Origin of the sequence: Nonomuraea sp. NPDC052265, assembly GCF_044547985.1 — a bacterium.
Taxonomy (GTDB): domain Bacteria; phylum Actinomycetota; class Actinomycetes; order Streptosporangiales; family Streptosporangiaceae; genus Nonomuraea.
This window is the reverse complement of sequence record NZ_JBIUBJ010000010.1, coordinates 287210-313785: the sequence shown is the minus strand read 5'-3', so window position 1 is coordinate 313785 and position 26576 is coordinate 287210. Positions and strand designations below refer to the sequence as shown.

The 26576-nt window shown below is 71.3% G+C and carries 21 protein-coding genes and 1 pseudogene; 13 read left to right on the top strand and 9 right to left on the bottom strand.

Annotation, left to right across the window (positions count from 1 at the left end; translation table 11 throughout):
- Window positions 1-726: pseudogene (locus ACIHAD_RS28635) on the top strand (phospholipid carrier-dependent glycosyltransferase); the annotation flags it as partial.
- Here ACIHAD_RS28635 and ACIHAD_RS28630 read toward each other — a convergent pair.
- A complete protein-coding gene (locus ACIHAD_RS28630; RefSeq protein ID WP_397357710.1) occupies window positions 662-2209 on the bottom strand; it encodes a hypothetical protein in 1548 nt (515 codons plus the stop codon). The pseudogene ACIHAD_RS28635 and the gene ACIHAD_RS28630 sit on opposite strands and share 65 nt — an antisense overlap.
- 100 nt (window positions 2210-2309) lie before the next feature.
- Here ACIHAD_RS28630 and ACIHAD_RS28625 point away from each other — a divergent pair, with 100 nt between their 5' ends.
- The gene (locus ACIHAD_RS28625; RefSeq protein WP_397357709.1) at window positions 2310-3530 is read left to right on the top strand and encodes a glycosyltransferase; all 1221 of its coding nucleotides are present in this window, start codon (window positions 2310-2312) and stop codon (window positions 3528-3530) included.
- A 120-nt stretch (window positions 3531-3650) separates the two neighbouring features.
- Window positions 3651-5432 carry a methionine--tRNA ligase gene (gene metG, locus ACIHAD_RS28620; protein WP_397357708.1) on the top strand — a complete coding sequence of 594 codons (1782 nt, stop codon included), beginning with the start codon at window positions 3651-3653 and terminating at the stop codon, window positions 5430-5432.
- Here metG and ACIHAD_RS28615 read toward each other — a convergent pair.
- Window positions 5377-6363: an FAD-dependent monooxygenase gene (locus ACIHAD_RS28615; protein ID WP_397357707.1), complete on the bottom strand. Its 987-nt coding sequence runs from the start codon at window positions 6361-6363 to the stop codon at window positions 5377-5379. The two genes, metG and ACIHAD_RS28615, sit on opposite strands and share 56 nt — an antisense overlap.
- A 79-nt stretch (window positions 6364-6442) precedes the next feature.
- Window positions 6443-9634 (bottom strand): ATP-binding protein, encoded by a 3192-nt coding sequence (locus ACIHAD_RS28610; RefSeq protein WP_397357706.1) that lies wholly within the window; start codon window positions 9632-9634, stop codon window positions 6443-6445.
- 18 nt (window positions 9635-9652) lie between these two features.
- On the opposite strand from ACIHAD_RS28610, the gene ACIHAD_RS28605 reads away from it, so the two are divergent.
- Together ACIHAD_RS28605 and ACIHAD_RS28600 are read left to right on the top strand one after the other, a co-directional pair.
- Window positions 9653-10507, top strand: a complete 855-nt coding sequence (locus ACIHAD_RS28605; RefSeq protein ID WP_397357705.1) for a TatD family hydrolase — start codon at window positions 9653-9655, stop codon at window positions 10505-10507.
- A 155-nt stretch (window positions 10508-10662) separates the two neighbouring features.
- A complete protein-coding gene (locus tag ACIHAD_RS28600) occupies window positions 10663-11499 on the top strand; it encodes a ubiquitin-like domain-containing protein (protein WP_397357704.1) in 837 nt (278 codons plus the stop codon).
- A gap of 80 nt (window positions 11500-11579) precedes the next feature.
- Here the strand turns inward: ACIHAD_RS28600 and ACIHAD_RS28595 are convergent, their stop codons facing one another.
- Both ACIHAD_RS28595 and ACIHAD_RS28590 read right to left on the bottom strand, forming a co-directional pair.
- Window positions 11580-12824: an FG-GAP-like repeat-containing protein gene (locus tag ACIHAD_RS28595; protein WP_397357703.1), complete on the bottom strand. Its 1245-nt coding sequence runs from the start codon at window positions 12822-12824 to the stop codon at window positions 11580-11582.
- Window positions 12821-14926, bottom strand: coding sequence for a protein kinase (locus tag ACIHAD_RS28590; RefSeq protein ID WP_397357702.1), 2106 nt, complete (start codon window positions 14924-14926; stop codon window positions 12821-12823). Before ACIHAD_RS28590 ends, ACIHAD_RS28595 begins: the two co-directional genes overlap by 4 nt.
- Before the next feature lie 68 nt (window positions 14927-14994).
- Here ACIHAD_RS28590 and rsmA point away from each other — a divergent pair, with 68 nt between their 5' ends.
- Complete coding sequence (gene rsmA / locus ACIHAD_RS28585; protein WP_397357727.1) at window positions 14995-15834, top strand: 16S rRNA (adenine(1518)-N(6)/adenine(1519)-N(6))-dimethyltransferase RsmA; 840 nt, start codon at window positions 14995-14997, stop codon at window positions 15832-15834.
- A gap of 144 nt (window positions 15835-15978) precedes the next feature.
- Window positions 15979-16629 (top strand): NlpC/P60 family protein, encoded by a 651-nt coding sequence (locus ACIHAD_RS28580; protein WP_397357701.1) that lies wholly within the window; start codon window positions 15979-15981, stop codon window positions 16627-16629.
- A gap of 256 nt (window positions 16630-16885) precedes the next feature.
- Here ACIHAD_RS28580 and ACIHAD_RS28575 read toward each other — a convergent pair whose 3' ends face one another.
- Window positions 16886-17122 carry a hypothetical protein gene (locus tag ACIHAD_RS28575; protein ID WP_397357700.1) on the bottom strand — a complete coding sequence of 79 codons (237 nt, stop codon included), beginning with the start codon at window positions 17120-17122 and terminating at the stop codon, window positions 16886-16888.
- A gap of 148 nt (window positions 17123-17270) precedes the next feature.
- Between ACIHAD_RS28575 and ACIHAD_RS28570 the strand changes: the two genes are divergently transcribed.
- Together ACIHAD_RS28570 and ACIHAD_RS28565 are read left to right on the top strand one after the other, a co-directional pair.
- Complete coding sequence (locus ACIHAD_RS28570) at window positions 17271-18173, top strand: 4-(cytidine 5'-diphospho)-2-C-methyl-D-erythritol kinase (RefSeq protein ID WP_397357699.1); 903 nt, start codon at window positions 17271-17273, stop codon at window positions 18171-18173.
- A gap of 165 nt (window positions 18174-18338) precedes the next feature.
- Window positions 18339-20156 carry an ABC-F family ATP-binding cassette domain-containing protein gene (locus ACIHAD_RS28565; RefSeq protein WP_397357698.1) on the top strand — a complete coding sequence of 606 codons (1818 nt, stop codon included), beginning with the start codon at window positions 18339-18341 and terminating at the stop codon, window positions 20154-20156.
- Window positions 20157-20322: 166 nt separating this feature from the next.
- On the opposite strand, the gene ACIHAD_RS28560 is transcribed toward ACIHAD_RS28565, so the two are convergent.
- Window positions 20323-20826: a MarR family winged helix-turn-helix transcriptional regulator gene (locus ACIHAD_RS28560; RefSeq protein ID WP_397357697.1), complete on the bottom strand. Its 504-nt coding sequence runs from the start codon at window positions 20824-20826 to the stop codon at window positions 20323-20325.
- Between the two features lie 56 nt (window positions 20827-20882).
- Between ACIHAD_RS28560 and ACIHAD_RS28555 the strand changes: the two genes are divergently transcribed.
- From ACIHAD_RS28555 to ACIHAD_RS28540, 4 genes are read left to right on the top strand one after another with little or no spacing between them, the layout of a single operon-like run.
- The gene (locus tag ACIHAD_RS28555; protein ID WP_397357696.1) at window positions 20883-21653 is read left to right on the top strand and encodes a trans-aconitate 2-methyltransferase; all 771 of its coding nucleotides are present in this window, start codon (window positions 20883-20885) and stop codon (window positions 21651-21653) included.
- Window positions 21650-22000 carry a VOC family protein gene (locus ACIHAD_RS28550; protein WP_397357695.1) on the top strand — a complete coding sequence of 117 codons (351 nt, stop codon included), beginning with the start codon at window positions 21650-21652 and terminating at the stop codon, window positions 21998-22000. Before ACIHAD_RS28555 ends, ACIHAD_RS28550 begins: the two co-directional genes overlap by 4 nt.
- A 40-nt stretch (window positions 22001-22040) precedes the next feature.
- Window positions 22041-23528 (top strand): CHAD domain-containing protein, encoded by a 1488-nt coding sequence (locus tag ACIHAD_RS28545; RefSeq protein WP_397357694.1) that lies wholly within the window; start codon window positions 22041-22043, stop codon window positions 23526-23528.
- On the top strand, window positions 23525-23665 hold the full coding sequence (locus ACIHAD_RS28540) for a hypothetical protein (RefSeq protein WP_397357693.1): 141 nt from the start codon (window positions 23525-23527) through the stop codon (window positions 23663-23665). Before ACIHAD_RS28545 ends, ACIHAD_RS28540 begins: the two co-directional genes overlap by 4 nt.
- A gap of 4 nt (window positions 23666-23669) precedes the next feature.
- Here the strand turns inward: ACIHAD_RS28540 and ACIHAD_RS28535 are convergent, their stop codons facing one another.
- Together ACIHAD_RS28535 and ACIHAD_RS28530 are read right to left on the bottom strand one after the other, a co-directional pair.
- Entirely contained in the window at window positions 23670-24500 is an 831-nt protein-coding gene (locus tag ACIHAD_RS28535) for an NUDIX domain-containing protein (protein WP_397357692.1), read from the bottom strand.
- Entirely contained in the window at window positions 24493-26553 is a 2061-nt protein-coding gene (locus tag ACIHAD_RS28530; protein ID WP_397357691.1) for an RNA degradosome polyphosphate kinase, read from the bottom strand. The genes ACIHAD_RS28535 and ACIHAD_RS28530 overlap by 8 nt, the downstream gene beginning before the upstream one ends.
- Window positions 26554-26576: the final 23 nt, after the last annotated feature.

Sequence of the window (26576 nt, the reverse complement as noted above, 5' to 3'; positions counted from 1 at the left end):
ACCGTCGTCCCCTTCATCGCCTACATGGCCACCTGGACCGGCTGGTTCGCCTCCGCCAACGGCTACGGCCGCAACTGGGACCAGGCCACCTCCTCGGGCCCCTTCTTCTTCCTGTTCGACTCCATGCGCTCCTGGATCCACTACCAGTGGCAGGTCTTCACCTTCCACAACGGGGTGCACGAGTATCACCAGTACATGTCCGACCCCTGGACGTGGCCGCTGCTCGTCCGCCCGGTGTCGTTCTACTACCCGGCGAACGTGCCGCCGTCGGCGTGCGGGGCCTCCTCCTGCGCGCAGGCGATCCACGGCGTCGGCACCCCGGCCCTCTGGTACGGCGCGCTGCTCGCGCTGGTGGGAACCGCCGTCCTGTACGCCAGGACACGCGACTGGCGGGCCGGGGCGGTGCTGATCGGGTACGCGATGGGCTGGCTGCCCTGGTTCTACTACGCCGTGGCCGACGACCGCACGATGTACCTGTTCTACATGCTCCCGGTCGTGCCGTTCATGGTGCTGGCGGTCGTGCTGATGGCCGGGCTCGTGCTCGGCCGGGCGGACGGGCCGCCCACGCGCAGGGCCGTCGGGGCGGCGTTCGTGGGCGCGTTCGCGATGATCGTGCTGATCAACTTCTGGTGGCTGCAGCCGGTGCTCACGGCCGAGACGGTCACGCAGACGCAGTGGTGGGCTCGGATGCTGATGCGCTCTTGGGTGACCGCCGCCCCCAAGTGACGCCCTTGCGCAGCGTGATGGCCGCCGCGACACAGGCCAGCGGGACGGCCGGCAGCACGTAGCGGTAGTCGAACTCGGCCGTCGCCGCCGGGGCCAGCAACAGCCCGAACGCCCCCAGCCAGGGCAGCGCCACCGGGCCGCCGAACCGGCGCCAGCGGACGACGATGCCGTACAGGCCGATCAGCATGATGCCGCCGAGCATGATGCCGCGTAGGTAGAAGACCTTCTGGTAGCCGCTCATGATGTCGGCCCACGGGTGGACGATCCTGGTCTCGGGCGGGCCCTGCTCGTAGCTGAACGCGTCGGTGTCGGTGTGGCCGCCCCCGTAGGAGGACCACTTCGGCAGCCGCTTGGGCCGCCCGGTGTCGTCGACCTCGTAATAGGGCTTGAACTGGTACATGTTGTACGTCGACTCGTCCGGGAAGCGCGGCCGTCCCCAGTGGAAGGAACGGAAGAAGTCGCGCGCGACCACCTTCAGATAGTCGCCCGGCTGGGACAGGATCGCCCGCGTGGCGAACGCGCTGGCCGCGTCGTTGGTGATGCCGCTGAACTTCTTGGCGATGCCCCACCGGTGGAGCACCTCGCCGGTGCCCGTGCCGTCGCCGTTGCCCTGGCCCCACAGGTACCACTGGGCGTAGTCCTTGCGCTGGTTGACCGGATCGTTGATGCACAGCAGGAGGAGCTGGACCTCCTTGTACTTGTCGATCTTCATCTTGCCGCAGTCGGCGAAGATCGCGGTACGCATGTAAAGGATCAGCCCGTCGCTGTTGGTCATAGCGAATTTTCCGTAATTTGTGGAAAACCAACCCATGTAAGTGAGGACGGGAAGCGCGCACGCCGCGATCACCGCCACGATCGGCCGCCACCCCGTGCGCTGGACGATCAGGTAGAGCACCACGAGCCCGAGGATCGGCATGCCGATCGACCGGGTCAGCCAGGTCAGCGCGAGCAGCAGCCCGACCACGATCCCGGCCCGCCAGGACAGCCGCCGCTTCCACAGCACCAGCGTCACCACGCCCACGACCAGCAGCGTGAACAGGGTGTCGGACATGACCATCTGCTCAAGCTGGATCTGGTAGGCGTCGAACAGCACCGGCGCCGCCGCCAGCGTCGCCCCCCACTTGGGCAGCGCGAACTTGCAGCGCAGCAGGGCGTAGATGAGCGCGGCCGCGGCCAGGCCCATCAGGTGTTGTGTGAAGATGGCCAGCGTGAAGCTGTGGAACGGCTTGAGCAGCATCAGCCAGAAGCTGTAGCCGTCGGGCCTGATCGGATGGGGCCTGGGGTGCAGCGCCACGTTGACGTACTCGTAGGAGTCGTTGAACCACATCGCCGGGCCGTAACCGAGCATGGTGATCAGCCGCAGCACGGCGCCGACGCCGAAGGCCACGGCGAACACGCGATGACGGCGCACCAGGGACAGCACGCGAGCTGTCCGGCCAGGAGCGGAGTGGTCCACAGGGGTAATCTCCGCGACGCTCACCATGCTGTAAAGAATGCCAGTCGTTTTTAGGTCTTGACCCGAGCACGCCGGGCACAGGGCATGATGGTTCACTGGAAGAGCCTTATTACTGAAGGGTTGAGACGTGGAACTGACGGTGGTCATGCCCTGCCTCAACGAGGCGGAGACCGTGGAAGTCTGTGTGCGCAAGGCTTTGGCGTGCATGGAGGAGCACGGAATCGAAGGGGAGGTCCTGATCGCCGACAACGGCAGCACGGACGGCTCGCAGCAGCTCGCTCGTGATGCCGGTGCCCGTGTCGTCCACGTCGACGAGAAGGGCTACGGCAACGCCCTCATGGGCGGCATCCGCGCCGCGCGCGGCAAGTACGTCATCATGGGCGACGCCGACGACTCCTACGACTTCACCTCGTTGCTCCCGTTCGTCGAGCAGCTCCGCGACGGCGCCGACCTCGTGATGGGCAACCGTTTCAAGGGCGGCATCGCCCCCGGCGCCATGCCCCCGCTCCACCGCTACCTGGGCAACCCGGTGCTGTCGTTCGTCGGGCGGCTGTTCTTCCCGTCCGCCATCGGCGACTTCCACTGCGGCCTGCGGGGTTTCCGCCGCGACTCGATCCTGCGCCTCCACCTCCAGACCGGCGGCATGGAGTTCGCCTCGGAGATGGTCGTCCGCTCCACGCTGTCCGGCCTCGACGTGCGCGAGGTGCCCACCACGCTCGCGCCCGACGGCCGTTCGCGCCCGCCGCACCTGCGCTCCTGGCGCGACGGCTGGCGCCACCTGCGCTTCCTGCTGCTCTACAGCCCCAAGTGGCTGTTCTTCTACCCCGGCGTGTTCCTGATGGTCCTCGGCCTGATCGCGGGCACGGCGCTGACGTTCGGCCCGGTGGAGATCGGCGAGCTGGCCTTCGACGTCGACACCCTGGTCGGGTCGTCGGCGCTGGTCGTGATCGGCTTCCAGGCGGCGCTGTTCGCGGTGTTCACGAAGGTCTACGCGGCCGAGGAGGGCTTCCTGCCCGAGTCGCGGCGGATCCGGAAGATCATCGACATCGTGACGCTGGAGAAGGGCCTCGTGGTCGGCGGCCTGCTGGCGCTGGCCGGTCTGGTCGGCCTGGTGATGTCGCTGGTCCACTGGCAGGTGCGCAGCTTCGGCGCGCTCGACCCGCGCGAGTCGCTGCGCATGGTCGTCCCGGCCGCCACGGCGCTCATCATGAGCTTCCAGACGATCTTCGCCTCGCTGTTCATCAGCATCCTGGGCATCCGCCGTACCAAGGAGAGCTCGATCGACGTGGCCGCCAAGGCGGCCGAGGAGGCCGCCGAGGCGGTCTCCCTGGAGGAGTCCAAGCGTTAGGGGCCTCCGCGTCCCCGGTGAGAGCCGGCGCCGGCCGTGTGCCGCCGCCGGCTCTCGCCTTTCCGCGCTGGGGTTGGGGGTTTGGACGAGGAGCAGGGCCGCGCCCCGTAGGCTTAGGTCATGTCCCAGCACATCTTGACCGCCGTCGCGTGGCCGTACGCTAACGGCCCCCGCCACATCGGGCACGTCTCGGGTTTCGGCGTGCCGTCCGACGTCTTCAGCCGCTATCAGCGGATGGCGGGCAACAAGGTGCTGATGGTGTCCGGCACCGACGAGCACGGCACTCCGATCCAGGTGCAGGCCGACAAGGAGGGCGTCAGCGCCCGCGAGCTGGCCGACAGGTACAACCGGGTGATCGCCGAAGACCTGACCGGTCTCGGGCTCTCCTACGACCTGTTCACCCGGACCACGACGAAGAACCACTACGCCGTCACGCAGCAGATCTTCAAGGGCCTGTACGACAACGGCTACATCTTCCCCAAGACCACGATGGGCGCGATCTCCCCCTCGACCGGCCGTACCCTGCCCGACCGCTACATCGAGGGCACCTGCCCCATCTGCGGCTACGACGGCGCGCGCGGCGACCAGTGCGACAACTGCGGCAACCAGCTCGACCCGATCCAGCTCATCAACCCCAAGAGCCGCATCAACGGCGAGGCCCCCGTCTTCGTCGAGACCGAGCACTTCATGCTCGACCTGCCCGCCTTCGCCGAGGTCCTGGGCTCCTACCTGCAGTCCAAGCAGGGCGAGTGGCGGCCCAACGTGCTGAAGTTCGCGCTCAACCTGCTCGGCGACCTCCAGCCCCGCGCGATCAGCCGCGACCTCGACTGGGGCGTGCCGATCCCGCTGGAGGGGTGGCGCGACCAGCCCAACAAGCGCCTCTACGTGTGGTTCGACGCGGTCATCGGCTACCTGTCGGCCTCCATCGAGTGGGCCCGGCGCTCCGGCGACCCCGACGCCTGGCGTCAGTGGTGGCAGAACCCCGACGCCCGCGGCTACTACTTCATGGGCAAGGACAACATCGTCTTCCACGCCGAGATCTGGCCGGCGATGTTGTTCGGCTACAGCGGCATCGGCGCGCGCGGCGGCTCGCCCGGCGGGCTGGGCGCGCTCGACGTGCCGTCCGAGGTGGTCTCCAGCGAGTTCCTGACCATGGAGGGCAAGAAGTTCTCCTCCTCCAGGCAAGTAGTAATTTACGTACGCGACTTCCTGGCGCGTTACGACGCCGACGCCCTGCGCTACTACATCGCCGTGGCCGGCCCCGAGAACCAGGACACCGACTTCACCTGGCAGGAGTTCGTCAACCGCAACAACGGCGAGCTCGTCGCCGCCTGGGGCAACCTGGTCAACCGGTCGATCTCGATGGCGTCGAAGAACTTCGGCGTCGTGCCCGAGGCCGGCGACCTGACCGACGCCGACCGGGCCATGCTGGAGCGCTCGCGCAACGCGTTCGCCCCCGTGGGCGCGGAGCTGGGCAGGTCGCGGTTCAAGAACGCGATCACCGAGGCGTTCGACGTCGTCCGCGAGGCCAACAAATACCTGGCCGAGCAGGAGCCCTGGAAGCTCAAGGACGACATCGAGCGGCAGAAGTCGATCCTGCACGTCGCCCTCCAGGTCGTCGACGACGCCAAGACGATGCTCACGCCGTTCCTGCCGGGCTCCTCCAACAAGGTCTTCGCGATGCTCGGCGGCGAGGGCGTCTGGGCGGGCATGCCGGAGATCCGCGAGGTCGACGAGGACGGTGGCACCCCCTACCCCGTCATCACCGGCGAGTACGACGGCGCGGCGCGCTGGGAGCACCGGCCGATCAAGCCGGGCACCCCGCTCGCGCCGCCCGTGCCGCTGTTCAAGAAGCTCGACCAGAAGGTCGTCGAAGAGGAGCTTGGCCGGCTGGCCGACTGAGGCCGTAGTCCTTGAGCGTGATGGCGGAGGCCGTCTTCCTGACGGACTTCGCCATCACGCCCTTCCACGGCAGATACGGCATGATCTTGTAGTTCTGGTTCATGAACCAGGCCATCAGCCGGCTCTCCGGCACCATGAACTTGCTGACGCCCACCGCCGACTTCTGGCAGCCGGTGGCGTAGCCGCGCACCTCCTGCTCGTAGCGGGCGAACGCGGTCCGGTGGTCGCCGCCCGCCGCGGCCAGCTCGCCCGCCAGCACGTGCGCGCCGACGAGGGCGAGGCCCGTGCCCATGCCCGACAGCGGCGACGGGCAGCAGGCGGCGTCGCCGATCAGCACCACCCGGCCCCGCGACCACGAGTCCAGGTGCACCTGGCTGGTCGAGTCGAAGTAGAAGTCGTCGGCCTCCCACATCTTCCGCAGCAGCGTGGGCGTCTCCCAGCCGACCCCTCGGTACGCCTCGGCCAGCAGCTCCTTCTGCCGGGTCACGTCCCGGCGGTCGTGCTCCAGCGGCGGGGAGCCGAAGTAGAACATGGCCTTGGCCTCGGTGTTGTTCCTGGCGCTGTAGAGGCCGACCGTCTTGCCGGGCGTGCTGTGGAGCAGGCCGGTGTGGTCGAGGTCCAGGTAGTTGTCGAGCGTGAACACCGCGCAGTAGAGCCCGAGGTGGCTGGTGACGGCGGCTTCCGGCGCGTCGAGGGCGAGCGAGCGCACGTTGGAGTGCAGGCCGTCCGCGCCCACCACGAGGTCGAACCTGCGCGTCGCGCCCCGCTCGAACGTCACCGTCACCCCGTCCGCGTCCTGGGCCAGGGAGGCGATGGAGTCGCCGAAGACGTACTCGGTGCGGTCCTTGGTGGCGTCGTAGAGGATGCGGGCCAGGTCGCCGCGCAGGATCTCGACGTCGCCGACGCTCGCGCCGGAGATCAGGATGTCCATGCCCCAGAGCCTGCCCGGGCCCGTTCAGCGCCCCCTCACCGTACGCTCACCGCCGCGCTCGGCCGCCTGCCCGCGTGCTTCAGCCCGTGGTCACCGGGGGGCCGAGCGGGGGTTCGGCCGGGAAGTCGTCCATCGAGCGCAGGGGGGAGGCGTCGATGACCTCCGCCGGGACGCCGGCCAGCATCAGGGCCTCCCGGTGGGAGAGCCGCGCGCCCGCCCGCCGCGCCCCCGCGTACGCCTGCTCACCCAGCGCCTCGCGCAGCCGCCGCGACAGCCCGGCGAGGTCGTCGTCCTCGGGCAGGTCGATGCCGCGGATCGCGATGGCGGCCCCGAGCAGCGTGGCCGCCGCCGCCGGGTCGTCGTCGGAGGCCAGTGCCGCCAGCGCCTCGATCGCCCTGACGCTCTCCGACAGCGCGCCCGACGTGACCGTGCTCTCCACCGCCCGCAGGTAGGAGGCCCGCGCCGCGGCCGCATCCCCCTCGGCCGCGGCCAGCCGCCCGAGCCCGACGAGCAGCCTGGCCATGTTCCCGGACGTCTTCACCCAGATCGGGTCGGATCGCCGCAACGCGTCCTCGTAGAGCTCGCGGGCCCGTGCCAGGTCGCCCTCGCGTACCGCCACGTCGCCCAGGCCGCGCAGGGCCGCGGGCAGGATCGTGCCGCCCGTACGCCCGGCCAGCTCGGCCGCGCGCTCGTAGTCGGCCCGCGCGCCGGCCAGGTCGTGCCTGATGCGGTAGTCGCCCCGGTTGCAGTAGTGGTCGGCCAGGTCCTCCTCCGCGCCGAGCTGCTCGGCCAGCGTGATGGCCTCCTCGGTGCGGGCCAGGGCGGTGGCCTCGTCGCCGCACGTGCTGGCCAGCCAGGCCAGCGCGTCGAGCGTCATCGCCGAGCCCCAGCGCTCGCCGAGCCCGCGGAAGCCCTGGAGCGCCGCCTCCAGGTCCGCCTCGGCGGCGGCGAACTCGCCCGCGGCCATCCGCGGATAGGCCCAGATCAGCCGGGTGGCGGCCCGCTCCCACGCGTCAGAGCCGCGCTCGCCGCGCCTGATCAGCGCGATCGTGGCGCTGGGGTCGACCGCCGCCGAGGTGACCATCGGCCACAGGCACGTGACGATCGGGTTCCGCAGGCCGTCCGCGATGATCATCGCCTCGGCGTCGATCTTGTGGCGCTCCCACAGCTCGCGCCGCTCGCCCGCCGCCGTGAGCAGGGTCAGCAGGTACGCGTCCCCCAGCGCGGGGTCGGGCCGCGGACCGGCCGCCTCCAGCAGGGCCGCCGCCGCCTTGGCCGGGACCGTGCGCATGCCGCGCATCCACAACGAGAACGTCTGCGCGGCCAGCAGCCGCATCCCGAGCGCCACCTCGCCCTGCTCCACCGTCCAGCGCAGCGCCGCCTGAAGGTTGTCGTGGTCGGCGGCGAACCGGGCCAGCCACGGCAACTGCTCCGCGCCCCGCAGCCGGGGATCGCCCTCCTCGGCCAGCGCGAGGAAGTACGCGGCGTGCGCCCGCCGAAAGCGCGCGGCCTGCTCGCCGAGCCGGTCGGCGCAGAACGCCCGGATCGTCTCCAGCATGCGGTAGCGGCCGTCCGCCACCTCCAGGAGCGACTTGTCGGCCAGCGAGTCGAGCAGGTGCTCGGGCAGGCCGCAGACGGCCGCGGCGGCGGTCGCGGTGGCCCCGCCGGAGAAGACGGTCAGGCGCATGGCCATGGCCTGCTCGGGCTCGGTGAGCAGCTCCCAGCTCCACGCGACGACCGCGCGCAACGTCTGGTGCCGGGCGTCGGCGGTACGGCTGCCGCGCAGGCTGAACCGGCCCTGACCGGCGAGGCGTTCGGCCAGCTCGCCGGCCTCGTGCGTGCGCATGCGGGCGGCCGCCAGCTCGATGGCCAGCGGGAGGCCGTCGAGCGCGGCGCAGATGCGTTCGACCGGCTCACCAGGGGTGAAACCGGGGCGTACGGCCTTGGCCCGGTCGGTGAAGAGGGTGCGGGCGTCGGAGGGGGCGAGGGGGCGTACCGGCCACAGGTGTTCGGGGGTGATCGCGAGCGGCTCCCGGCTCGTGGCCAGGACGCGCAGCGCCGGGCACGCGGACAGCAGCCGCTCGGCCAGCGCCGCGGCCTCGCCGACGACGTGCTCGCAGTTGTCCAGGACCAGCAGGGCCGGGCGGCCGGCGAGGACCGCCACCAGGCGGGCCTGCGGATCGGGCTCCGCGCCCAGCGCCGGGCCGCCCAGCAAGGCGCCGTCGCGTACGCCCAGCGCGGCGAGCACCGCCCGCGCGAGGTCTGCCCCCGGGCTGAGGGGAGCCAGCTCGACCAGGACGGCGTCGTGGTGCTCCCTGGCGATCTCGACCGCGAGCCGGCTCTTGCCCGCGCCGCCGGGGCCGAGCAGCGTTACGAGACGGGCGGCGGCCAGCAGCGCTCCGACCTCGGCCAGGTCGCCGTCGCGGCCGACGAAGCTCGTGAGCCTGCCCGGCAACGGCACCGCCGTCCCCGCCTGCGGCGCCTGGGGGAGCGGGGGCGGCTCCGGGGGCGGGGTGCCGCGCAGGAGGGACTGGTGGAGGGCGGCGAGCTCGGGGGAGGGGTCGGCGCCCAGTTCCTCGGCCAGCAGCCGCCGCGTCTCCTCGTAGACCATCAGCGCCTCGGCCTGCCTGCCGTCGGCACGCAACGCCCGCATGAGCTGGCCGCGCAGCCGTTCGCGCAGCGGGTGGCGCTGGACCAGCTCGCCCAGCTCGGGGACGACGCCCCGGTGGCCGCCGCACCGCAGGTCGGCCTCGATCCGGTCCTCCAGCGCGGCCAGGCGGCGCTCCTCCAGCGGCGCGCCGTGCACGGGGTCGAGGTCGGCGAACGCGGGCCCCCGCCACAGGGCCAGCGCCTCTCGCAACAGCCCACCGGCCAGCACCGGATCGCTCCCGGAGCCGTCCGCCTGGCCCGTCCCCCACGACGCGCCGGCGGCCGGGTGGCCGAGGAGGGCGGCGCGGCCGGTGTCGGCGAGGCGGAGGAAACGGCCGGCGTCGATGTCCTCGGGGTCCACCGCCAGCCGGTAGCCGGCGGCGGTCAGCTCGACCGGGATCCCGTCGCCCCGCAGCCGGGAGACCTGGGAGTGCAGGGCGTGCTGGGCGTTCTTCGGCGCGCGGTCGCCGTACAGGAGGTCGACGAGGCGGTCCTGGCTGACGATCTCGCCCGGACGGACGAGCAGCAACGCCAGCAGCGCGCGCCTGGCCGGACCACCCAGGGGTACGTCGACGCCGGCCGCGTCCCATGCCCGGGTGCTGCCGAGAATGCCGAAGCGCATGGAGGCTACTTTAGATCCGTGAGCAAGATTCCCGCCGCGCCCGAGCCGCTTTCCGCACCGGTGTTCGACAGCCACTGCCACCTGGACATCATGGTGGGCAACAGGCAGGCGTCCTCGGGCGACCCGGTGGCCCAGGCCGCCCAGGCGGCGTCGGCCACCGTACGGACCATCCTGCGGGACGCGCGCGAGGTCGGCGTGACCAGGCTCGTCACCATCGGGTACGACCTGCCCTCCTCGCGCTGGAACGCCGAGGTCGCGGCCGAGCAGGAAGGCGTGTACGCCGGGGTCGCCATCCACCCCAACGAGGCCCACGAGGCGACCCCCGAGGTCCTGGCCGAGATCGAGTCGCTGGCCGGCCGGCCCGACGTCCGCGCGGTGGGGGAGACCGGGCTCGACTACTTCCGCGACTGGGCGAGCAAGGACGACCAGCACACGAGCTTCCGCGCCCACATCGAGATCGCCAAGCGCACCGGCAAGGCGCTGGTCATCCACGACCGGGACGCGCACGACGACGTCCTGAAGGTGCTGGCCGAGCAGGGCGCGCCGGACAAGGTGGTGTTCCACAGCTACTCAGGCGACGCCGAAATGGCGAAAAAGTGCGCCGAAGCCGGATATTTCATGTCCTTCTCCGGGCCCGTCACCTACAAGAACGCCGGTTACCTGCGCGAGGCCGCCGCCGTCGCCCCCATGGAGCTCATGCTCGTCGAGACCGACGCCCCCTACCTGCCGCCGGTCCCGTACCGGGGCAAGCCCAACGCCCCCTACCTCATCCCGCTCACCCTGCGCTGCCTCGCCGAGGTCAAGGGCGTCCATCCGGACGGGTTGTGCGAGGCGATCAGCACGAACGGAGTCACGGTCTTCGGCGAGTGGTGACCATCTTTCCGTGAAGCGGTGGAGGCGGGCGCGCCGCCGCCGCTAGCGTTCGGGCGGTCCCTGACCGTATCCGGAGGTGGTTCGTGCGAGGCAGGAGGCGTGCGCCGCGTCCGCGGATCCCCTGGCGTTCTCCGTGGACGCCGGTGGTGTGCGTCGTGGGTACGCTGGCCGCCGGCCTGCTGGTCGCGGTCTCGTACCTGGTCAAGGACGTCGTCGTGATCGTCGACGGCACGCCCGTCGCGGTCCGCAGCTTCGCCGGGCGGGTGGCCGACGCGCTCGCCGACGCCGGCGTGCCCGTGGGACAGGGCGACGTCGTGCGTCCCGCCCTGAGCGCCGTCCTCGCCGACGGCTCCACCATCGAGGTACGCCACGCCCGCCTGATCACCCTGACCCTCGACGGCCGCACCACGACCCACCTGGTCACCGCCACGAACGTCCGGGACGCCCTGGCCGAGCTCGACGTCGAGGCGGCGGCCGGCAGCCTGTCCGCGCCGCCCGGCCGCCCGGTGCCGCTGTCGGGCATGTCGCTCACGGCGTACACCGAGCGCAGGGTCTACGTGGTCGCGGGCGCCACCCGGCTCGCCGCGCGCACCACGGCGCGTACCGTGCGGCAGGTGCTCAGGCAGGAGCGCGTCGCCGTCCGGCGCGGGTCCATGGTGCGACCGCCGCTCGGCACCTTCCCCAAGGACGGGACGGTCATCACGGTCATGCCGCCGCGAGCCGTACAGATCCCATGGGAGGTGACCAGGCTCGACTGGCAGGCGCTGGCCTACTGCGTGGCGCGCGGCGACCCCCTGGCCTACAACCCCGACGGTCCCTACTACGGGATGTACCAGTTCAGCCTGGCCATGTGGCAGGCGGTGGGCGGTGTGGGCCTGCCGAGCGCCTGGCCGGAGGAGGAGCAGACCTACCGGGCGCAACTCCTCTACCAGCGGGTCGGCGGCCGGTGGCAGACCCAGTGGCCGAACTGCGGCGGCCACCTGTTCAGCTGACCGGCCCGGCTGGCTGGCTGGTTGGCTTGGCGCTGCTCGCCCGCCCTGCTCGCCCGTCCGCCCGTCGGGGAGGGGGCGGTTCACCCCGCCAGTGAGGTCCCGAAGTCGGTGCCCTTGGGCGGTTGCACCGACTGGAGGTCGTCGGCGTTGCGCGGCGCCACCGCGACCTTCCCGTACGGCGGGCCGTCCGGCTGGCCCACGAAGAGCTTGTTCCCGCTGAACGCCACCGACCAGCCGAACAGCCCCTCCGCAGCCGGAAGCTTCCGGTCGTCGGCCGGGTTCCGCCACGAGAACACCTGGACGCCGCCGCCATAGGGCGCGCCGACGGCCAGCCTGCCGTCGGAGGAGGCGGCCATCGAGAAGCCGAACGCCTGCTTGCCGCCCTGCTTCACCATCCGCGTCTGCTTCCTGGCCGGGTCGAGGAACTGCACGTAACCGGGGCCGGGGGCGCTGATCGCGTACCCCTGGCCCTCGGCGTAGGCGACCGCGTAGCCGTACCGGTCGCCGGAGGTCTTGGTGGGGGAGTCGAGCTTCAGGCTCACGATCCGGGGAGCCAGTACGTCGTCGATGAAGACCACCGACCCCGAATCGATCTTGCCGGTCTGGATCTGCCGGCCCGCGCCGTCGTCGTTCTCGTACGGGACGCCCACGACCAGGCCGTTCTTCGGCCCGATCGCCAGCGACCAGCCGAACTGGTCGCCGACCTCGCTGTTGCCGCGCACGTCCACGGTCTCCTGGCTGATGCGGCGCAGCGCGTTCGTGCCCTGGCGTACGTAGACCGCGCCGGCGTCCTGGATCTGGCCGTCGTCCTCGTAGGGCGCGCCGATCACCGTCAGGTTCCCCCTGGCCGCCAGCGACCAGCCGAAGTGCGCGGACCGCTGCGGTTGCGGGGCGGTCAGGCGTTGCGGGGGCGCCGCCTTGCCGCCGTAGACGACGTAGACGCTGCCCGCGTCCTGCTCGCCGTCCACGTCCGCGAAGGGGGCGCCGACCAGGAGGTCGGCGCAGGCGTCGCCGTTGACGTCGGCCAGCCGTACGGACCAGCCCAGCCCGTCCCCCTTGACCGGCCCCGGCACGGCGACGGGGATCACCTTGTCGCCCGACAGCAGGTGGACCGACCCCTTCTGGCCGTCGCCGAACGGGTCGCCCACGGCCACGTCGTCCGCGCCGTCACCGTCGAAGTCGGCGGCTCCGGCGCAGGCCGCCGCCCCTTCTGCGGCTTCCGTCGTTGTGGCGTGCGCGGGCAGCGGGACGGCGGCGGCGAGCACGATGGCCATCGCCACGGCCGTCCTGACGGGTCCGGCGGGGGTCGGTCGTACGGGGCTCACAGGGCGACCTCGATCTGTCGGCCGTTCTCCAGCATGGTCGCGGTCAGCTTCACGGGCCTGCGATAGGGCGCCAGGTCGAACACGAAGGCGCCGTCCACGCGCTCGCCCGGCTGGACGGCCGGGGGCAGGGTGACCGGGGCGGGGGCGTGCTCGCCGCCCTTGTCGTCGACCATCGTGACGACGGGCCGGCCGAGCGGACGGCGTTCGCCGCCTGGATTGATCATGGTCCAGTGGACCACGCAGAGCTGCCCCTTCGTCGTGGTTCGCCCCTCGAACTCCTTCAGCCCGCACTCCGGCGCCTCCGGCACGACCACGACCGGGTCGTCGAAGTTCCCGCCCAGGGCGAACCTGCGGCCCACGTCGCCCGTACGCGGGGTCGTCACCGCCCGGGAGGGGCTGTTGGAGCCGGCCACGCCGGAGGAGTTGCGGCTGGAGTTCACGATCAGGACCGTGACGGTGACCACGATCGCCAGGACGGCCGCGGCGGCGGCGATGAGCCAGCGGGTGCCCTTCGTACGGGTGCCGCCCAGGGTGTCCGGTTCGTTGGGGACGTACGTCAGGACGCCCGGATCCGTGCCCTCGCCGGTCCGGCGCACGGTGCTTTCGGTCCTTCCGGTGCCTCTAGTGCTTCCGGTGCTTTCGGTCCTTCCGGTAGGCGGAGTGCTCGCGGCGCCACCGGTGCCTGCGGTGCCCGGCCGGGACCGGGACGGTTGCTCACCCGAGGCGGCCTGCCTGCGCGCCAGCAGGCGGGCCTGCTCCAACTGGCGCTCCTGTTCCTGGCGGCGAGCCTGCGCCTGCGCCTCCCAGCGGGCCAGCTCCTCGCGGGCGGCCTGCTCCTCGCGCCGCGCCAGCTCCTCCAGGGACGCCTGCTCCTGAGGTAAGCCGGCCCCTGAAGCGCTCTGGGGATCGGGCGCCGCCCCCGCCCCGAACGCCCCGAACGCCCCGGGCACCTTGGGCCGCCCTGACCTCTCTCCGAACCCTGACCCCGCCCCAGACCCCGTACCCGCCCCAGACCCCGTAGCCGTCCCCAACCCCGCACCCGGCCGCGGCCCCGCCCCGGCACCGGCGCCGGCATCGGCGCCAGAGCCTGAACCGGCCCCGGGGCCGGGGCTTCGCGCGCCCGTCGCGTCGCTCGGCGGCGGCGTCGTGAACGTGGCCGTGATGTCCGGCTCGTCCAGGACGTTCTGTGGCGGCTCCCATTCGGTCAGCATCTCGGTGGCGACCAGCGTGGGCGGATTGTCGGCGATCACCGGGGTGCTCCCGCCCACCAGCGCGATCAGGAGCTCCTGGGCCGTGGGCCGATGGGCGGGGTCCATGGCGGTGGCCCGGCGTACCAGCTCGTTGAGCGGCGCGGGGAGCGCGCCGAGCTCGGGCGGCGAGTTCAGGACGCGCGTCGCCATCGTGATGGGATCGCCCCGCCCGAACGGATGCCGCCCGTTGCCCGCGTACGCCACCAGGCACCCCCAGGCGAAGATGTCGGCCGCCGGGGACACGAGCTCGCCGCGCACCTGCTCGGGAGCCCACCACCCAGGGCTGCCGATCAGCTCGCCGGAGAGCGTGAACCCCGTCTCCCTGTCCAGGGCCCTGGCGATCCCGAAGTCGATCACCCGCGGCCCGGACAGCGACAGGATGACGTTGGCGGGCTTCAGATCCCGGTGCACCAGCCCGGCCACGTGGATCGCCGCCAGCGCCGCCGCGACCCCCAGCGCGACGCCGTGCAGCGGCCCCGGGTCGAGCGCCCCGAAGGTCGTGATCTGGTCGGAAAGGGGAGTGCCCGCGATGTACTCGGTCACCATGTACGGACGTCCGTCGCCGGTGTCGCCGTTGTCGAGCACCTGGGCCGTGCAGAACGACGCCACCCGGCGCGCGTTGTCCACCTCGGCGTGGAAGCGGCCGGCGAACCCCTCCTGGTTGGCGAACTCCGCCTTCACCACCTTGACCGCGACGAACCGCCCTGTCGGGGCCCTGGCGAGGAAGACGGTCCCCATGCCGCCTTCACCGAGCCGTCCGAGCAGCCGGTACGGCCCGATCTCGCGCAGATCGGTGGGACGGAGCGGCGCGGCGCCCGTTGGCTCCATCAGGGACGTCCCTTCCTGTTCCACGCCATCCTCTCCTTAGGTCTCCCCCATCCGCCATCGCAGGTTCTTCGATGCGGGAGACTGGTTGGATGATGAGGCTGTTGGGCCCTGCAGAAATACGTATTTTGGCGAACAAGCTAGATCTTCGCCCCACGAAAAAGCTAGGCCAGAACTTCGTGATCGACGCGGGGACCGTCCGGCGCATCGTCCGCGTGGCCGAGTTGTCGTCCGACGACGTGGTCATCGAGGTCGGGCCCGGCCTCGGCTCGCTCACCCTGGGGCTCCTGCCCGAGGCCGCGCACGTGGTGGCCGTCGAGATCGACCCGGTCCTGGCCACCCAACTGCCTCTCACCGTCGCCGACCGCGGCCCGTCCGACCGGCTCACGGTCGTCAACGCCGACGCCATGAGGATCACCCTCGACGACCTCGCCGGTCACACCCCCACGGCCCTGGTGGCCAACCTCCCGTACAACGTGGCCGTCCCCGTGGTGCTCCACCTCCTGGAGACGCTGCCCTCGCTGCGCAAGGGCCTGATCATGGTGCAACTGGAGGTCGCCGACCGCCTCGCCGCCGGTCCCGGTTCCAAGGTGTACGGCGTGCCGTCGGTCAAGGCCGCCTGGTACGCCGACGTACGCCGTGCGGGGCCCGTCGGCCGCACGGTCTTCTGGCCCGTGCCCAACGTCGACTCCGGCCTGGTCTCCCTCACCCGCCGCGAACCCCCGTCCACCACGGCCACCAGGGAAGAGGTGTTCGCCGTCGTGGACGCCGCCTTCGCCCAGCGCCGCAAGACCCTGAGAGCCGCCCTGGCGTCCTGGGCCGGCAGCCCGTCCCAGGCCGAAACGGCACTGCGAGCCGCCGGCGTGGACCCCTCCGCCCGAGGTGAACAACTCGCCGTCGAATCCTTCGCCCGCATCGCCGAACAGAAGCCCTGACCTCCAGTACTTCGCCGCGTCGCGACTGTCCACAACCCTCGGTGCTCAACGAGCGCCTGTCCACAGAACGCCGTTCGGCCCCTCCGCCCCCCGCTTGCTCGCATGATCCTGGCTCCCGTCCCTCTCACGACGAAGGAGCCACTCATGACCGCTCGCCGCCACGCCACCCGGCTGTCGATCATCCTCACCGGCGGCCTCCTGACCGTCACGGGCGCCCATCCCGCCCTCGCCCGGGCCACACCGGCTTCATGCCTCCGGGCCACCCTCACGCTCCCCGCGGCGGGCGCCGAGGCAACCGCCACCACCCGGTGCCCGGCTCTCCACCACCCCAAGAAACCCAAGCCCAGGAAACCCGGGAACCCCGGGAAACCTCGGAAGCGCCCGAGGCACAAGGGCGAAATCGCGGCCGCCGCAGCCCTGACCCAGTTGGGCGTCTCGTTCTCCTGGGGCGGCGGCTCCTCAAGAGGCCCCACCGTCGGCGTGGGCACCGGCGCGCACACGAGGGGCTTCGACTGCAGCGGCCTCGCCCTCTACGCCTGGTCCAAGGCCGGAGTGAGGCTGGCCCACTACACCGGCACCCAGTTCCGCCAAGGCCGCAGAGTTCCCCTCGCCGCCAGGCGCAAGGGCGACCTCCTGTTCTTCGGCGGCACCGGCGATCCCACCCACGTAGCCCTCTACCTCGGCGACAACGTCATGATCCACGCCCCCCGAACCGGCGACGTAGTCCGCAGAACCAACTTCCTGAACTCCCCCTACTACCGAACCGCCTACCGAGGAACCGTCCGCCCCGCCTGATCCCCGCCAACCCGCCCACCCCCGACCTCGGGCGCCGGCCAACCCCGGCCGCGCCCGACGCCCCTCCAGCCGCGGCCCCATCCCAACCGCCGCCCAGGTGCCCCCTGCGCCACGAGCTCGCCGGGCGACCCGCACTACGACCGGCACCCTGGGCGGCCACCCACCACGACCGACACTCTGGGCGGCCCACCCGCCACGACCAGCACGGCGGGTGGGCCCCACTACGACCAGCACCAAGGAGCCACTCCCGGCCTGGTCATCTGGCCCGCTTGCACCTCTTGGGCGCCGGAGCCGGCGGGCCGGTCCAGCCGGATTCGGGGCCGTGTGCCCGATGGCTCACGACCTCACCCTCGCCCACCCCCGCACCCGTACGGGCCGCGTACGAGACCGACGCGAGCGTCTGGCCCGTCCCGGGATCGCGGATGTGCCTGTCGCGGACCGTCACCGTCCTGCCCGGCGACAACACCTGGCTCCCGGTTCCGCCGAAGTCCACCGACAGCCCTTTCCTGCCCAGCGGATCCCTGACCGTGCCGACGACCTCGGTGGACGGCAGAATTCCGAGAACCGCATGTCAACGCACCCCACCCGGATAACATCGAGTGTCCTTGACCCCGGCAAGCGATGAAAGTGGCAGAAGATCGATGAGTTCGGTGACCGTACGTGTGCCCGCGAAGGTCAACGTGCAGCTTTCAGTCGGCCCGCTCCGGGAAGATGGCTACCACGACCTGGTCAACGTCTTCCACGCAGTGTCGATCTTCGATGAGGTGGTCGCGAAGGAGGCCGAGTCGATCACCGTCACGGTCAACGGCAGATGGTCCGACCAGGTGCCGGTCGACGACGACAACCTCGCCATCCGCGCCGCCCGCGCCCTCGCCAAGCACGCGGGCCGCTCGTACGGCGCCGACCTGATCATCGAGAAGGCCATCCCGGTCGCCGGCGGCATGGCGGGCGGCAGCGCCGACGCGGCGGGCGCCCTCGTGGCGTGCAACGAGCTCTGGGGGCTCGGCCTGCCCTTCGAGGACCTCATGGAGATCGCCGGCGACCTGGGGAGCGACGTACCGTTCTCGCTGCTCGGCGGCACGGCGGTCGGCACCGGTCGCGGCGAGCAGCTGAGCGAGCTGCCCACGGGCGGCACGTTCCACTGGGTGTTCGCGCTGGCCGACGGAGGTCTCTCGACCGCCAAGGTCTACGCCGAGTGCGACCGCCGGCGCGAGGCCTCGAACGCCCTCGTGCCCTGGCCCGAGCTCGACGCCCCGCTCATCGAGGCCCTCGGCACCGGCGACGCGTACTCCCTGGGCACCCACCTCAGCAACGACCTCCAGGCCGCCGCCCTGGCCCTTCGCCCCGAGCTCGCCACCACCCTCGACGCCGGACGCCAGCACGGCGCCCTGGGCGCGATCGTCTCCGGCTCCGGTCCCACCTGCGCCTTCCTGGCCATCGACGCCACCCACGCCCGCGACCTGGCCGACAGCCTCACCGCCACGGGCGCCGCCACCACCACCGTCGCCGCCCACGGCCCGGTGACCGGCGCCACCCTTCTCTGACCCCCGCGGACCGCGAAAACCGGAGACGGACCCGCCGCTCCTGTCGCGGCGGCGCGGCGCGCCACTCGTGAGGGCATCCGGCCCGGCAATCCCTGCTCTGCAAACGATCAAGGGACGTCGCGGGCGTCGGGAAGCGGTTGAGGGGACCGATACCCTGGACACGTCATGAATCTGGTCAACCTTGAGTCGGTCTCCCACGCCTACGGGCCCAAGCCGCTCCTCAGCGACGTCTCCCTGGGCATCGAGGCCGGGGAGCGCATCGGCGTCGTCGGCCGCAACGGGGGCGGTAAGACGACCCTGATGTCGGTCATCGCCGGGGATGTGCGTCCCGACAGCGGCCGGGTCACCCACACGCGCGGGCTGCGGGTCGGGTTCCTGTCCCAGCAGGACACCCTCGACCCCGAGGCCACCGTGAGCGAGCTCGTCCTGGGGGACAGGGCCGAGCACGAGTGGGCCGGTGACCAGCAGGTCCGCGAGATCCTCACGAACCTGATCGGCGACCTCGACCTCAGCGCCAAGGCCGCCGCGCTGTCCGGCGGCGAGCGCAGGCGTACGGCGCTGGCCCGCCTGCTCATCGAGGACCACGACCTGGTCATGCTCGACGAGCCCACGAACCATCTCGACATCGAGGCCATCGCCTGGCTCGCCGCCCACCTGGCGGCCAGGAAGAGCGCTCTGCTGGTCGTGACCCACGACCGCTGGTTCCTCGACGCGGTCTCCACCCGCACGTGGGAGGTCGTGGACGGCCGGGTCGAGCGCTACGAGGGCGGTTACGCCGCGTACGTGCTGGCCAAGGCCGAGCGCGCGCGCATCGCCCAGGCCGCCGAGGAACGCCGCCAGAACCTCATGCGCAAGGAGATCGCCTGGCTGCGCCGCGGTCCGCCCGCCCGCACGTCCAAGCCGAAGTTCCGGATCGACGCGGCGCAGGCCCTGATCGCGAACGAGCCGCCGGCGCGGGAGACCGTCGAGCTGATGCGCTTCGCCGCGGCCAGGCTCGGCAAGACCGTCTACGACCTCGAAGACGTCACCCTGCACGCGGGCGGCCCCGGCGACGGGCCGCTGGTGCTCGACCACTGCACGTGGCAGTTCGGGCCGGGCGACCGGATCGGGCTGATCGGCGTCAACGGTTCGGGCAAGTCGTCGGTGCTGCGGTTGCTCGCCGACAGCGTCCAGCCCGACTCGGGCCGGGTGGTCAGGGGCAAGACCGTACGTCTCGCGCACCTGTCCCAGGAGCTGACCGAGCTCGACCCGTCACGGCGGGTGCTGGAGTCGGTGGAGGAGATCCGCAAGTACCTCCAGCTCGGCAAGCGGGAGTGGACGGCGTCCCAGCTGCTGGAGCGTCTGGGCTTCAAGGGCGACGCGCAGTGGAAGGTCATCGGCGACCTGTCCGGCGGCGAGCGGCGCCGGCTGCAACTGCTGCGGCTGCTGATGGACGACCCCAACGTGCTGCTCCTCGACGAGCCCACCAACGACCTCGACATCGAGACGCTCAACGAGCTCGAAGACCTGCTGGACGGCTGGCCGGGCACGCTGGTCCTGGTGAGTCACGACCGCTACTTCCTGGAGCGGGTGACCGACCGGTGCGTGGCGCTGCTGGGTGACGGCAAGCTCGTGCTGCTGCCGGGCGGGGTCGACGAATACCTCGAACGCCGCAGTGCCGGCACGGCCGTGACCGCCCGCCTCGGCAGCGCCCCTGTCCCGGCGTCCGGCGCTCCGGCCCCTGCCTCGGCTCCCTCCGGCGCCCAGCCGGAGCCCGGCCTGTCGGCCAAGGAGGAACGCGAGCTCCGCAAGGAACTCAACCGCCTGGAACGCCAGCTCGACAAGCTCGGCGACCAGGAGGCCCGCCTCCACGCCTCCATGGCCGAGGCCGCCAGCGACTACGCCAAGCTGGGCTCCCTCGACGCGCGGTTGCGCGACGTCCTGGCCCAGAAGGACACCGTCGAGGCGGAATGGCTCGAAGTCGCCGACCGTCTCGGCGACTGACAGTGAAGCTGTAGGTGAGCCGGCATGGGCGCCCGCCGACGACGGCGGGTCCGGCAACCACGGCACCGCGTAGAAGCAAGACCGCGTAAAAGCAAGACCGTGAAGAAGACCTCGCCGAAGACCCCGCCAAAATCCGCGTACGGACCTCGTAAGGAGAGAAGAGCGGCTACTGGGGGGAGTCGAAGGGGGTGAGGAGGAGGCGCAGGAGGGCGGCGAGAGAGCGCTGGTCGGCGAGCTTGAGGCCGGAGAGCAGGTCGCGCTCACGGCGGAGCAGGTCGGCGAACGCCGCGTCCACCCGTGCCACCCCCGTCTCCGTCAGCGACACCAGCACGCCGCGCCGGTCCTCCGGGTCGGGCCGCCGCCGCACCAGCCCCGCCTGCGCGAGCCGGTCGATGCGGTTGGTCATCGTCCCCGAGGTGACCAGGGTGGCCCGCAGCAGGGCCCCGGGGCTCAGCTCGTACGGCTTCCCGGCCCGTCGCAAAGCGGTGAGCACGTCGAACTCCCACGGCTCCAGATCATGTTCGGCGAACGCCGCCCGCCTGGCGCGGTCGAGATGTTTGGCCAGTCGTGACACCCTGGAGAGGACCTGGAGGGGCTCGACGTCGAGGTCGGGCCGCTCGATCCGCCATGCCGCGACCAGCCGGTCGACCTCGTCATCCTGTGGCGTCATGACACAGAGTCTACTGTCTTGACATCGAGATATCTCTCTCGATATCAATTATCTCTATGTCAAGAGATATCTGGGACCCGGTGACGTACGCCGTCTACGCCGACGAACGGTCGCGGCCGTTCATCGAGCTGATATCCAGAGTCGGTGCGGTGGCTCCCGATTATGTCGTGGACGCGGGCTGCGGCAGCGGCGAACTCACCGTGATGCTCGCCGAGCGCTGGCCGGGCGCCACCGTCGAGGGCTTCGACGCCTCGCCCGCGATGATCACGAAGGCCCGCAAGCTCGACACCCCGGTGCACTTCGCCGTGGCCGACGTCGACACCTGGCACCCCGACCGTCCCATGGACGTGATCGTCTCCAACGCCGTCCTGCAATGGGTGCCCTCCCACCACGGCGTGCTCGAACACTGGCTGGAGGAGCTGGCCCCCGGCGGCTGGCTGGCCTTCCAGGTGCCCGGCAACTTCGACGCCCCGAGCCACGTCGCCATCCGCGAGCTGTGCGCCTCCCGCGCCTGGTCCGACCGGCTCAGCGACCTCAACAGAGGCAACCCGGTGGACGACCCGATCCAGTATCTCGACTTCCTCAACGACGGCGGCTGCCAGGTGGACGCCTGGGAGACGACGTACGTGCATCTGCTCCAAGGCGAGAACCCGGTGCTCGACTGGGTCTCCGGCACGGCCCTGCGCCCGATCTTCGACCGGCTCGGCCCGGAGGAGCAGCGGCAGTTCAAGCACGACCTCGCCGGACCGCTCGCCGAGGCCTACCCGGCCAGGAGCTACGGCACCCCCTTCCCCTTCCGACGGATCTTCGTGGTGGCCCAGAAATGACGATCAGAGCCCTGCACCATGTCCAGCTCGCCGCGCCCGCGGGCAGCGAGCCCGAACTGCGCGCCTTCTACACGGGTGTGCTCGGTCTGCGCGAGGTCCCCAAGCCCCCGGAGCTGGCCAAACGCGGCGGCGCCTGGTTCCGCGGCGACGGGGTGGAGATCCACCTCGGCATCGAGGACGACTTCAGGCCCGCGCGCAAGGCCCACCCGGCGTTCCTGGTCGACGACCTCGACGCGTACGCCGCCAAGATCCCTGACGCCGTGCCCGACGACCTGTTCACCGGCTACCGCCGCATCTACGTCACCGACCCCGTGGGCAACCGGATCGAGCTCCTGCAAGCTGTGTGATGTTCATCTCCAGGTGGCATCATGGTCCGAAATCGGACACTTGCGAGGTGCAGTGGGCATCGAGATCGAGGACAAGTTCGACGTTCCATCCGACTACACGATCCCGGACCTGAGCGGACTGGCCCAGGTCACGGGCCCGCGCGGCCATCAGCTCGTGGCGCTCTACTACGACACGCCCGATCTGCGGCTGGCCGCGCGGGGCGTCACGCTCAGACGCAGGCGCGGCGGCGACGACGCGGGCTGGCACCTGAAGCTGCCCCAGGCCAAGGGCGTGCGCCAGGAGATCACGTGCCCGCTCACCCGCAGCACCAGGATCGTGCCGCCGGAGCTGGCCGAACTCGTCCGGGCCTACGCCAGGGGCGCGGAGCTCCAGGTCGTCGCCGAGCTCGACACCCGCCGCAGCGTCACCATGCTGCACGACGGCGGCACCCGCCTGGTCGAGATCGCCGACGACCGGGTGAAGGGCACCGTCCACCGGGACGGCACGGTCCTCCGGTGGCGTGAGGTCGAGGCCGAGCTCCTGGCCGAGGACCGGCGGGACCTGCTGGCCAAGGTCGGCAAGCGGCTGCGCAAGGCGGGGGCGACCCCCGCCGGGAGCGCCAGCAAGCTCGCCCGGCTCCTCGGCCCCACCCCGCCCGCCAGGGCCGCCACCGAGCCCGGTACGGCCGCCGAGACCGTCATCGACTACCTGTCGAGCCAGGTCGCCGCCCTGCTCGGTCAGGATCCCCGGGTACGCAGGGCCGAGGAGGACGCCGTCCACCAGATGCGGGTGGCCTCGCGCAGGCTGCGCAGCGCGCTCAAGGCGTTCAAATCGGTGGTGACCGGTACGGAGACGGTCCAGGAGGAGCTGCGCTGGCTCGGCACGGTGCTCGGCGAGGCCCGCGACCTTGAGGTGATCAGGGCCAGGTTCGCCGAGGAGCTGGCCGGCCTCGCCCCCGAGCTAGTCACCGGCCCCATCCGCACCCGTCTCGGCTCGGATCTGCACAAACGCGAGCAGGAGGCGTACGAGCGCATCAAGGACGCCCTCAGCGGCGACCGCTACTACACCCTCCTGGACGCCCTCGACGCGCTGATCGCCACCCCCGAGCTGGGCAAGTCCGCCGCCAAGCCGGCGAAGGAGAAGCTCACCGCCGTCGCCTCCTCGGGCTGGGACCGCGTGACCAGGGCGTACGAGACCGCGCGGACCGTCGAGGACGCCGAACGCCGCGAGACCGCCCTGCACGACGTCCGCAAGGCGGCCAAACGCGCTCGTTACACCGCCGAAGCGCTCGAACCCACCCTCGGCAAGGACATGGCCAAGCTCGCCGAGCTGGCCGAGAACGTCCAGGAGATCCTGGGGGCCCACCGGGACGGCGTGGTCGCCCAGGAGAGGCTGGCCAAGGAGGCCGAGGGCGCCCGGCAGGCGGGCGAGGACACCTTCACGTACGGGCTGCTGATCGGCATCGAACGCAACACGGCGGAACGCGCCCAGGCCGATTTCCCCAGAGTCTGGGCGGAAACCGTGAAGGCGGTCAAGAAGGTTCTATGACCAACCTTCCGGCAAGGCGCGCAGCGCGGCTCTTCCAGCGCTTCCCCGGCCTGTGCCTGGCCGTCCCCCTTGCCCGGCTGCCGCGCGACGAGGGCAGGCTCACGCAGGGCTTCGCCCGCCTGCCCGTCACCTGGTGAGCCGTCAGGTCGCGTAGCGCTCCACGCTGACGACGTGCCCGTCCAGCCGGTGCAGCACCGCGAACGCGCCCTTGCGCAGGTGCACGTCCTTGCCGCTGAGCGCGTGGATCAGGTGCGGCAGGACCTTGCCGTGGCTGCACACGGCGGCGGGCACGGCGAGCTCGCCGACCAGGTCCGGCGTCTTGCGCGGGTCCTGGCCCTCCTCGCTGAGCAGCGGCTCGGTCCTGATGCCGGTCCCGTACGGCTCCAGCGTCTGGACGCAGCGCCGGCTGGGCGAGCTGACCAGCAGCTCGGGCCGGTACGCGGGCAGCGCGGTGGCCAGGGCGGCGGCCTGGGAGCCGCCGTTCGCGTCCAGTGGGCGCAGCGCGTCGTCGCCGTCCCACGCGCTCCTGGACCCGGCCGAGCCGTGCCGTACGAGCACCAGCGGCACGGTGACGAGCGGCGCGGCGGTCAGGGCGCGCAGCAGCCCGGCGTCCCATTCGTAGGTCAGCAGCTCGCGAGCCTGGTCGAGCGGCAGCCAGCGCAGCTCGTCGACCTCCTCGCCCGGCTCGAACCCGGCGTCGGAGGCGACCCGCGCCGACCAGTAGTCGACCCGCTTGAGCCGGCCGCCGCTGAGGTAGTGGATCGGCGGCAGAGCCCGGCCCAGGACGACCGTCAGGCCGGTCTCCTCGGTGACCTCGCGCAGGGCGGCGGCGATCACGTGCTCGCCGCTCTCCAGCTTGCCCTTGGGGAAGGTCCAGTCGTGGTAGCGCGGGCGGTGGATCACCGCCACCTCGGGGCTGCTCTCCTCGCCCCTCCAGATCACGGCTCCGGCGGCCCGGAGCAGGTCAGTCATCAACGGTCCTCCAACGCCTGGTGCCGATGAGATGGCTCTGCAGGTCCTCGCCGGGGTGGCGGATCCAGTTGCCGTCGGAGTTGAGCCACCACGCGTTCGTGGTGTCGGCCATAGCCAGGTCCATCAGCTCGATCAGGTACGCCTTGTGCTGCTGGGAGGTCACCTTGACCAGGGCCTCGACGCGGCGGTCGAGGTTCCTGCGCATCAGGTCGGCGCTGCCGATCCACACCTCGGGACGCCTGCCGAGGCCGAACTCGTACACGCGGGAGTGCTCAAGAAAGCGCCCCAAAACCGACCTTACGCGGATATTTTCTGACAAGTTGGGGATTCCGGGGCGCAGGATGCAGATGCCGCGCACCCACAGGTCCACCGGCACCCCCGCCTTGGACGCCCGGTAGAGCGCGTCGATGATCGGCTCGTCCACCAGCGAGTTCGTCTTGATCCTGATCCGGGCCGGGCGGCCCGCCTGCTGGTGGGCGATCTCCCGGTCGATCCTGGCCAGCAGGCCGCTGCGCATCGAGTGCGGCGCGACCAGCAGCCGCCGGTACGCCGAGTGGTTGGAGTAGCCGGTCAGGTGGATGAACAGGTCGGTGACGTCCTCGCCGACCAGCGGGTCGGCGGTGAGCAGGCCGAAGTCCTCGTACTGGCGGGCCGTCTTGGGGTTGTAGTTGCCGGTGCCGATGTGGCAGTAGCGGCGCAGCTCGCCCGAGGGCTCCTGGCGTACGACGAGGGCCAGCTTGCAGTGGGTCTTCAGGCCGACCACGCCGTAGACCACGTGGCAGCCGGCCCGCTCCAGCTTCCTGGCCCAGGAGATGTTGGCGTGCTCGTCGAATCGGGCCTTGATCTCCACGACCACGACGACCTGCTTGCCCGCCTCGGCCGCGTCGATCAGCGCGTCGACGATGGGCGACTCGCCGCTGGTCCGGTAGAGGGTCTGCTTGATCGCCAGCACCCGGGGGTCGGCCGCGGCCTCCTCGATGAACCGCTGCACGCTGGTCGCGAACGAGTCGTACGGGTGGTGCAGAAGCACGTCGCGCTCGCGCAGCGTGGTGAAGATGTCGTCCTCGGCGTTGACCACCTCGGCAGGCACGAACGGCCGGAAGCTCAGCTCGCCGCGGTCGAGGTCGGCGATGGCGTGCAGGCCGGTCAGGTCGAGCGGGCCGGGCAGCCGGTAGACCTCGTGCGGGGCCAGCTCCAGCTCCTCGATGAGCGGGGCCAGCACCTCCGGCGTGATCGTCTCCTCGACCTCCAGCCGCACGGGCGGCCCGAACCGCCGCTTGAGCAGCTCCTTCTCCAGCGCCTGCATGAGGTTCTCGGTGACGTCCTCGTCGACGTCGAGGTCTTCGTTCCTGGTGACGCGGAAGACGTGGTGCTGGAGGATCTCCATGCCCTTGAAGAGCTGCCCGAGGTGCGCCGCGATGACGTCCTCCAGCGGCACGAACCGGTCCTTCGACGCCGGCACGAACCGGGGGAGCTGCGAGGGCACCTTGACCCGGGCGAACACGGTGTGGTCGGTGATCGGGTTGCGCACCAGCACGGCCAGGTTCAGGCTGAGCCCGGAGATGTAGGGGAACGGGTGGGCCGGATCGACCGCCAGCGGCGTCAGCACCGGCCTGATCCGCTCCCTGAACAGCTTGCGCAGCTCCGTACGCTCCTCACGGCCCAGGTCGTCCCACCGGACGATCTCGATGCCCTCGGTCGCGAGCTGGGGGCAGACCCGGTCGTGGAAGGCGGCGGCGTGCCGCTTGGCCAGGGAGTCGGCGATCGTGGCGATCCTGGCCAGCTCCTCGCGCGGCTTGAGCCCGCTCTTGGTGCGCAGGAGCAGTCCGGTGGCCATGCGCCGCTTCAGGCCGGCCACCCGTACGCGGAAGAACTCGTCGAGGTTGCTGGCGAAGATGGCCAGGAAGCGGACCCGTTCGAGCAGCGGGAGCGACGGGTCCTCGGCCAGTTCGAGGACGCGCTCGTTGAACTGGAGCCAGCTTTCCTCGCGGTTGAGGAACCGCTCCTGTGGCAGGGGCAGGTCGTTTCCCGATTGCAGCGGTTCCGCGGACATATGGCCTATATTGCCCCGATTGG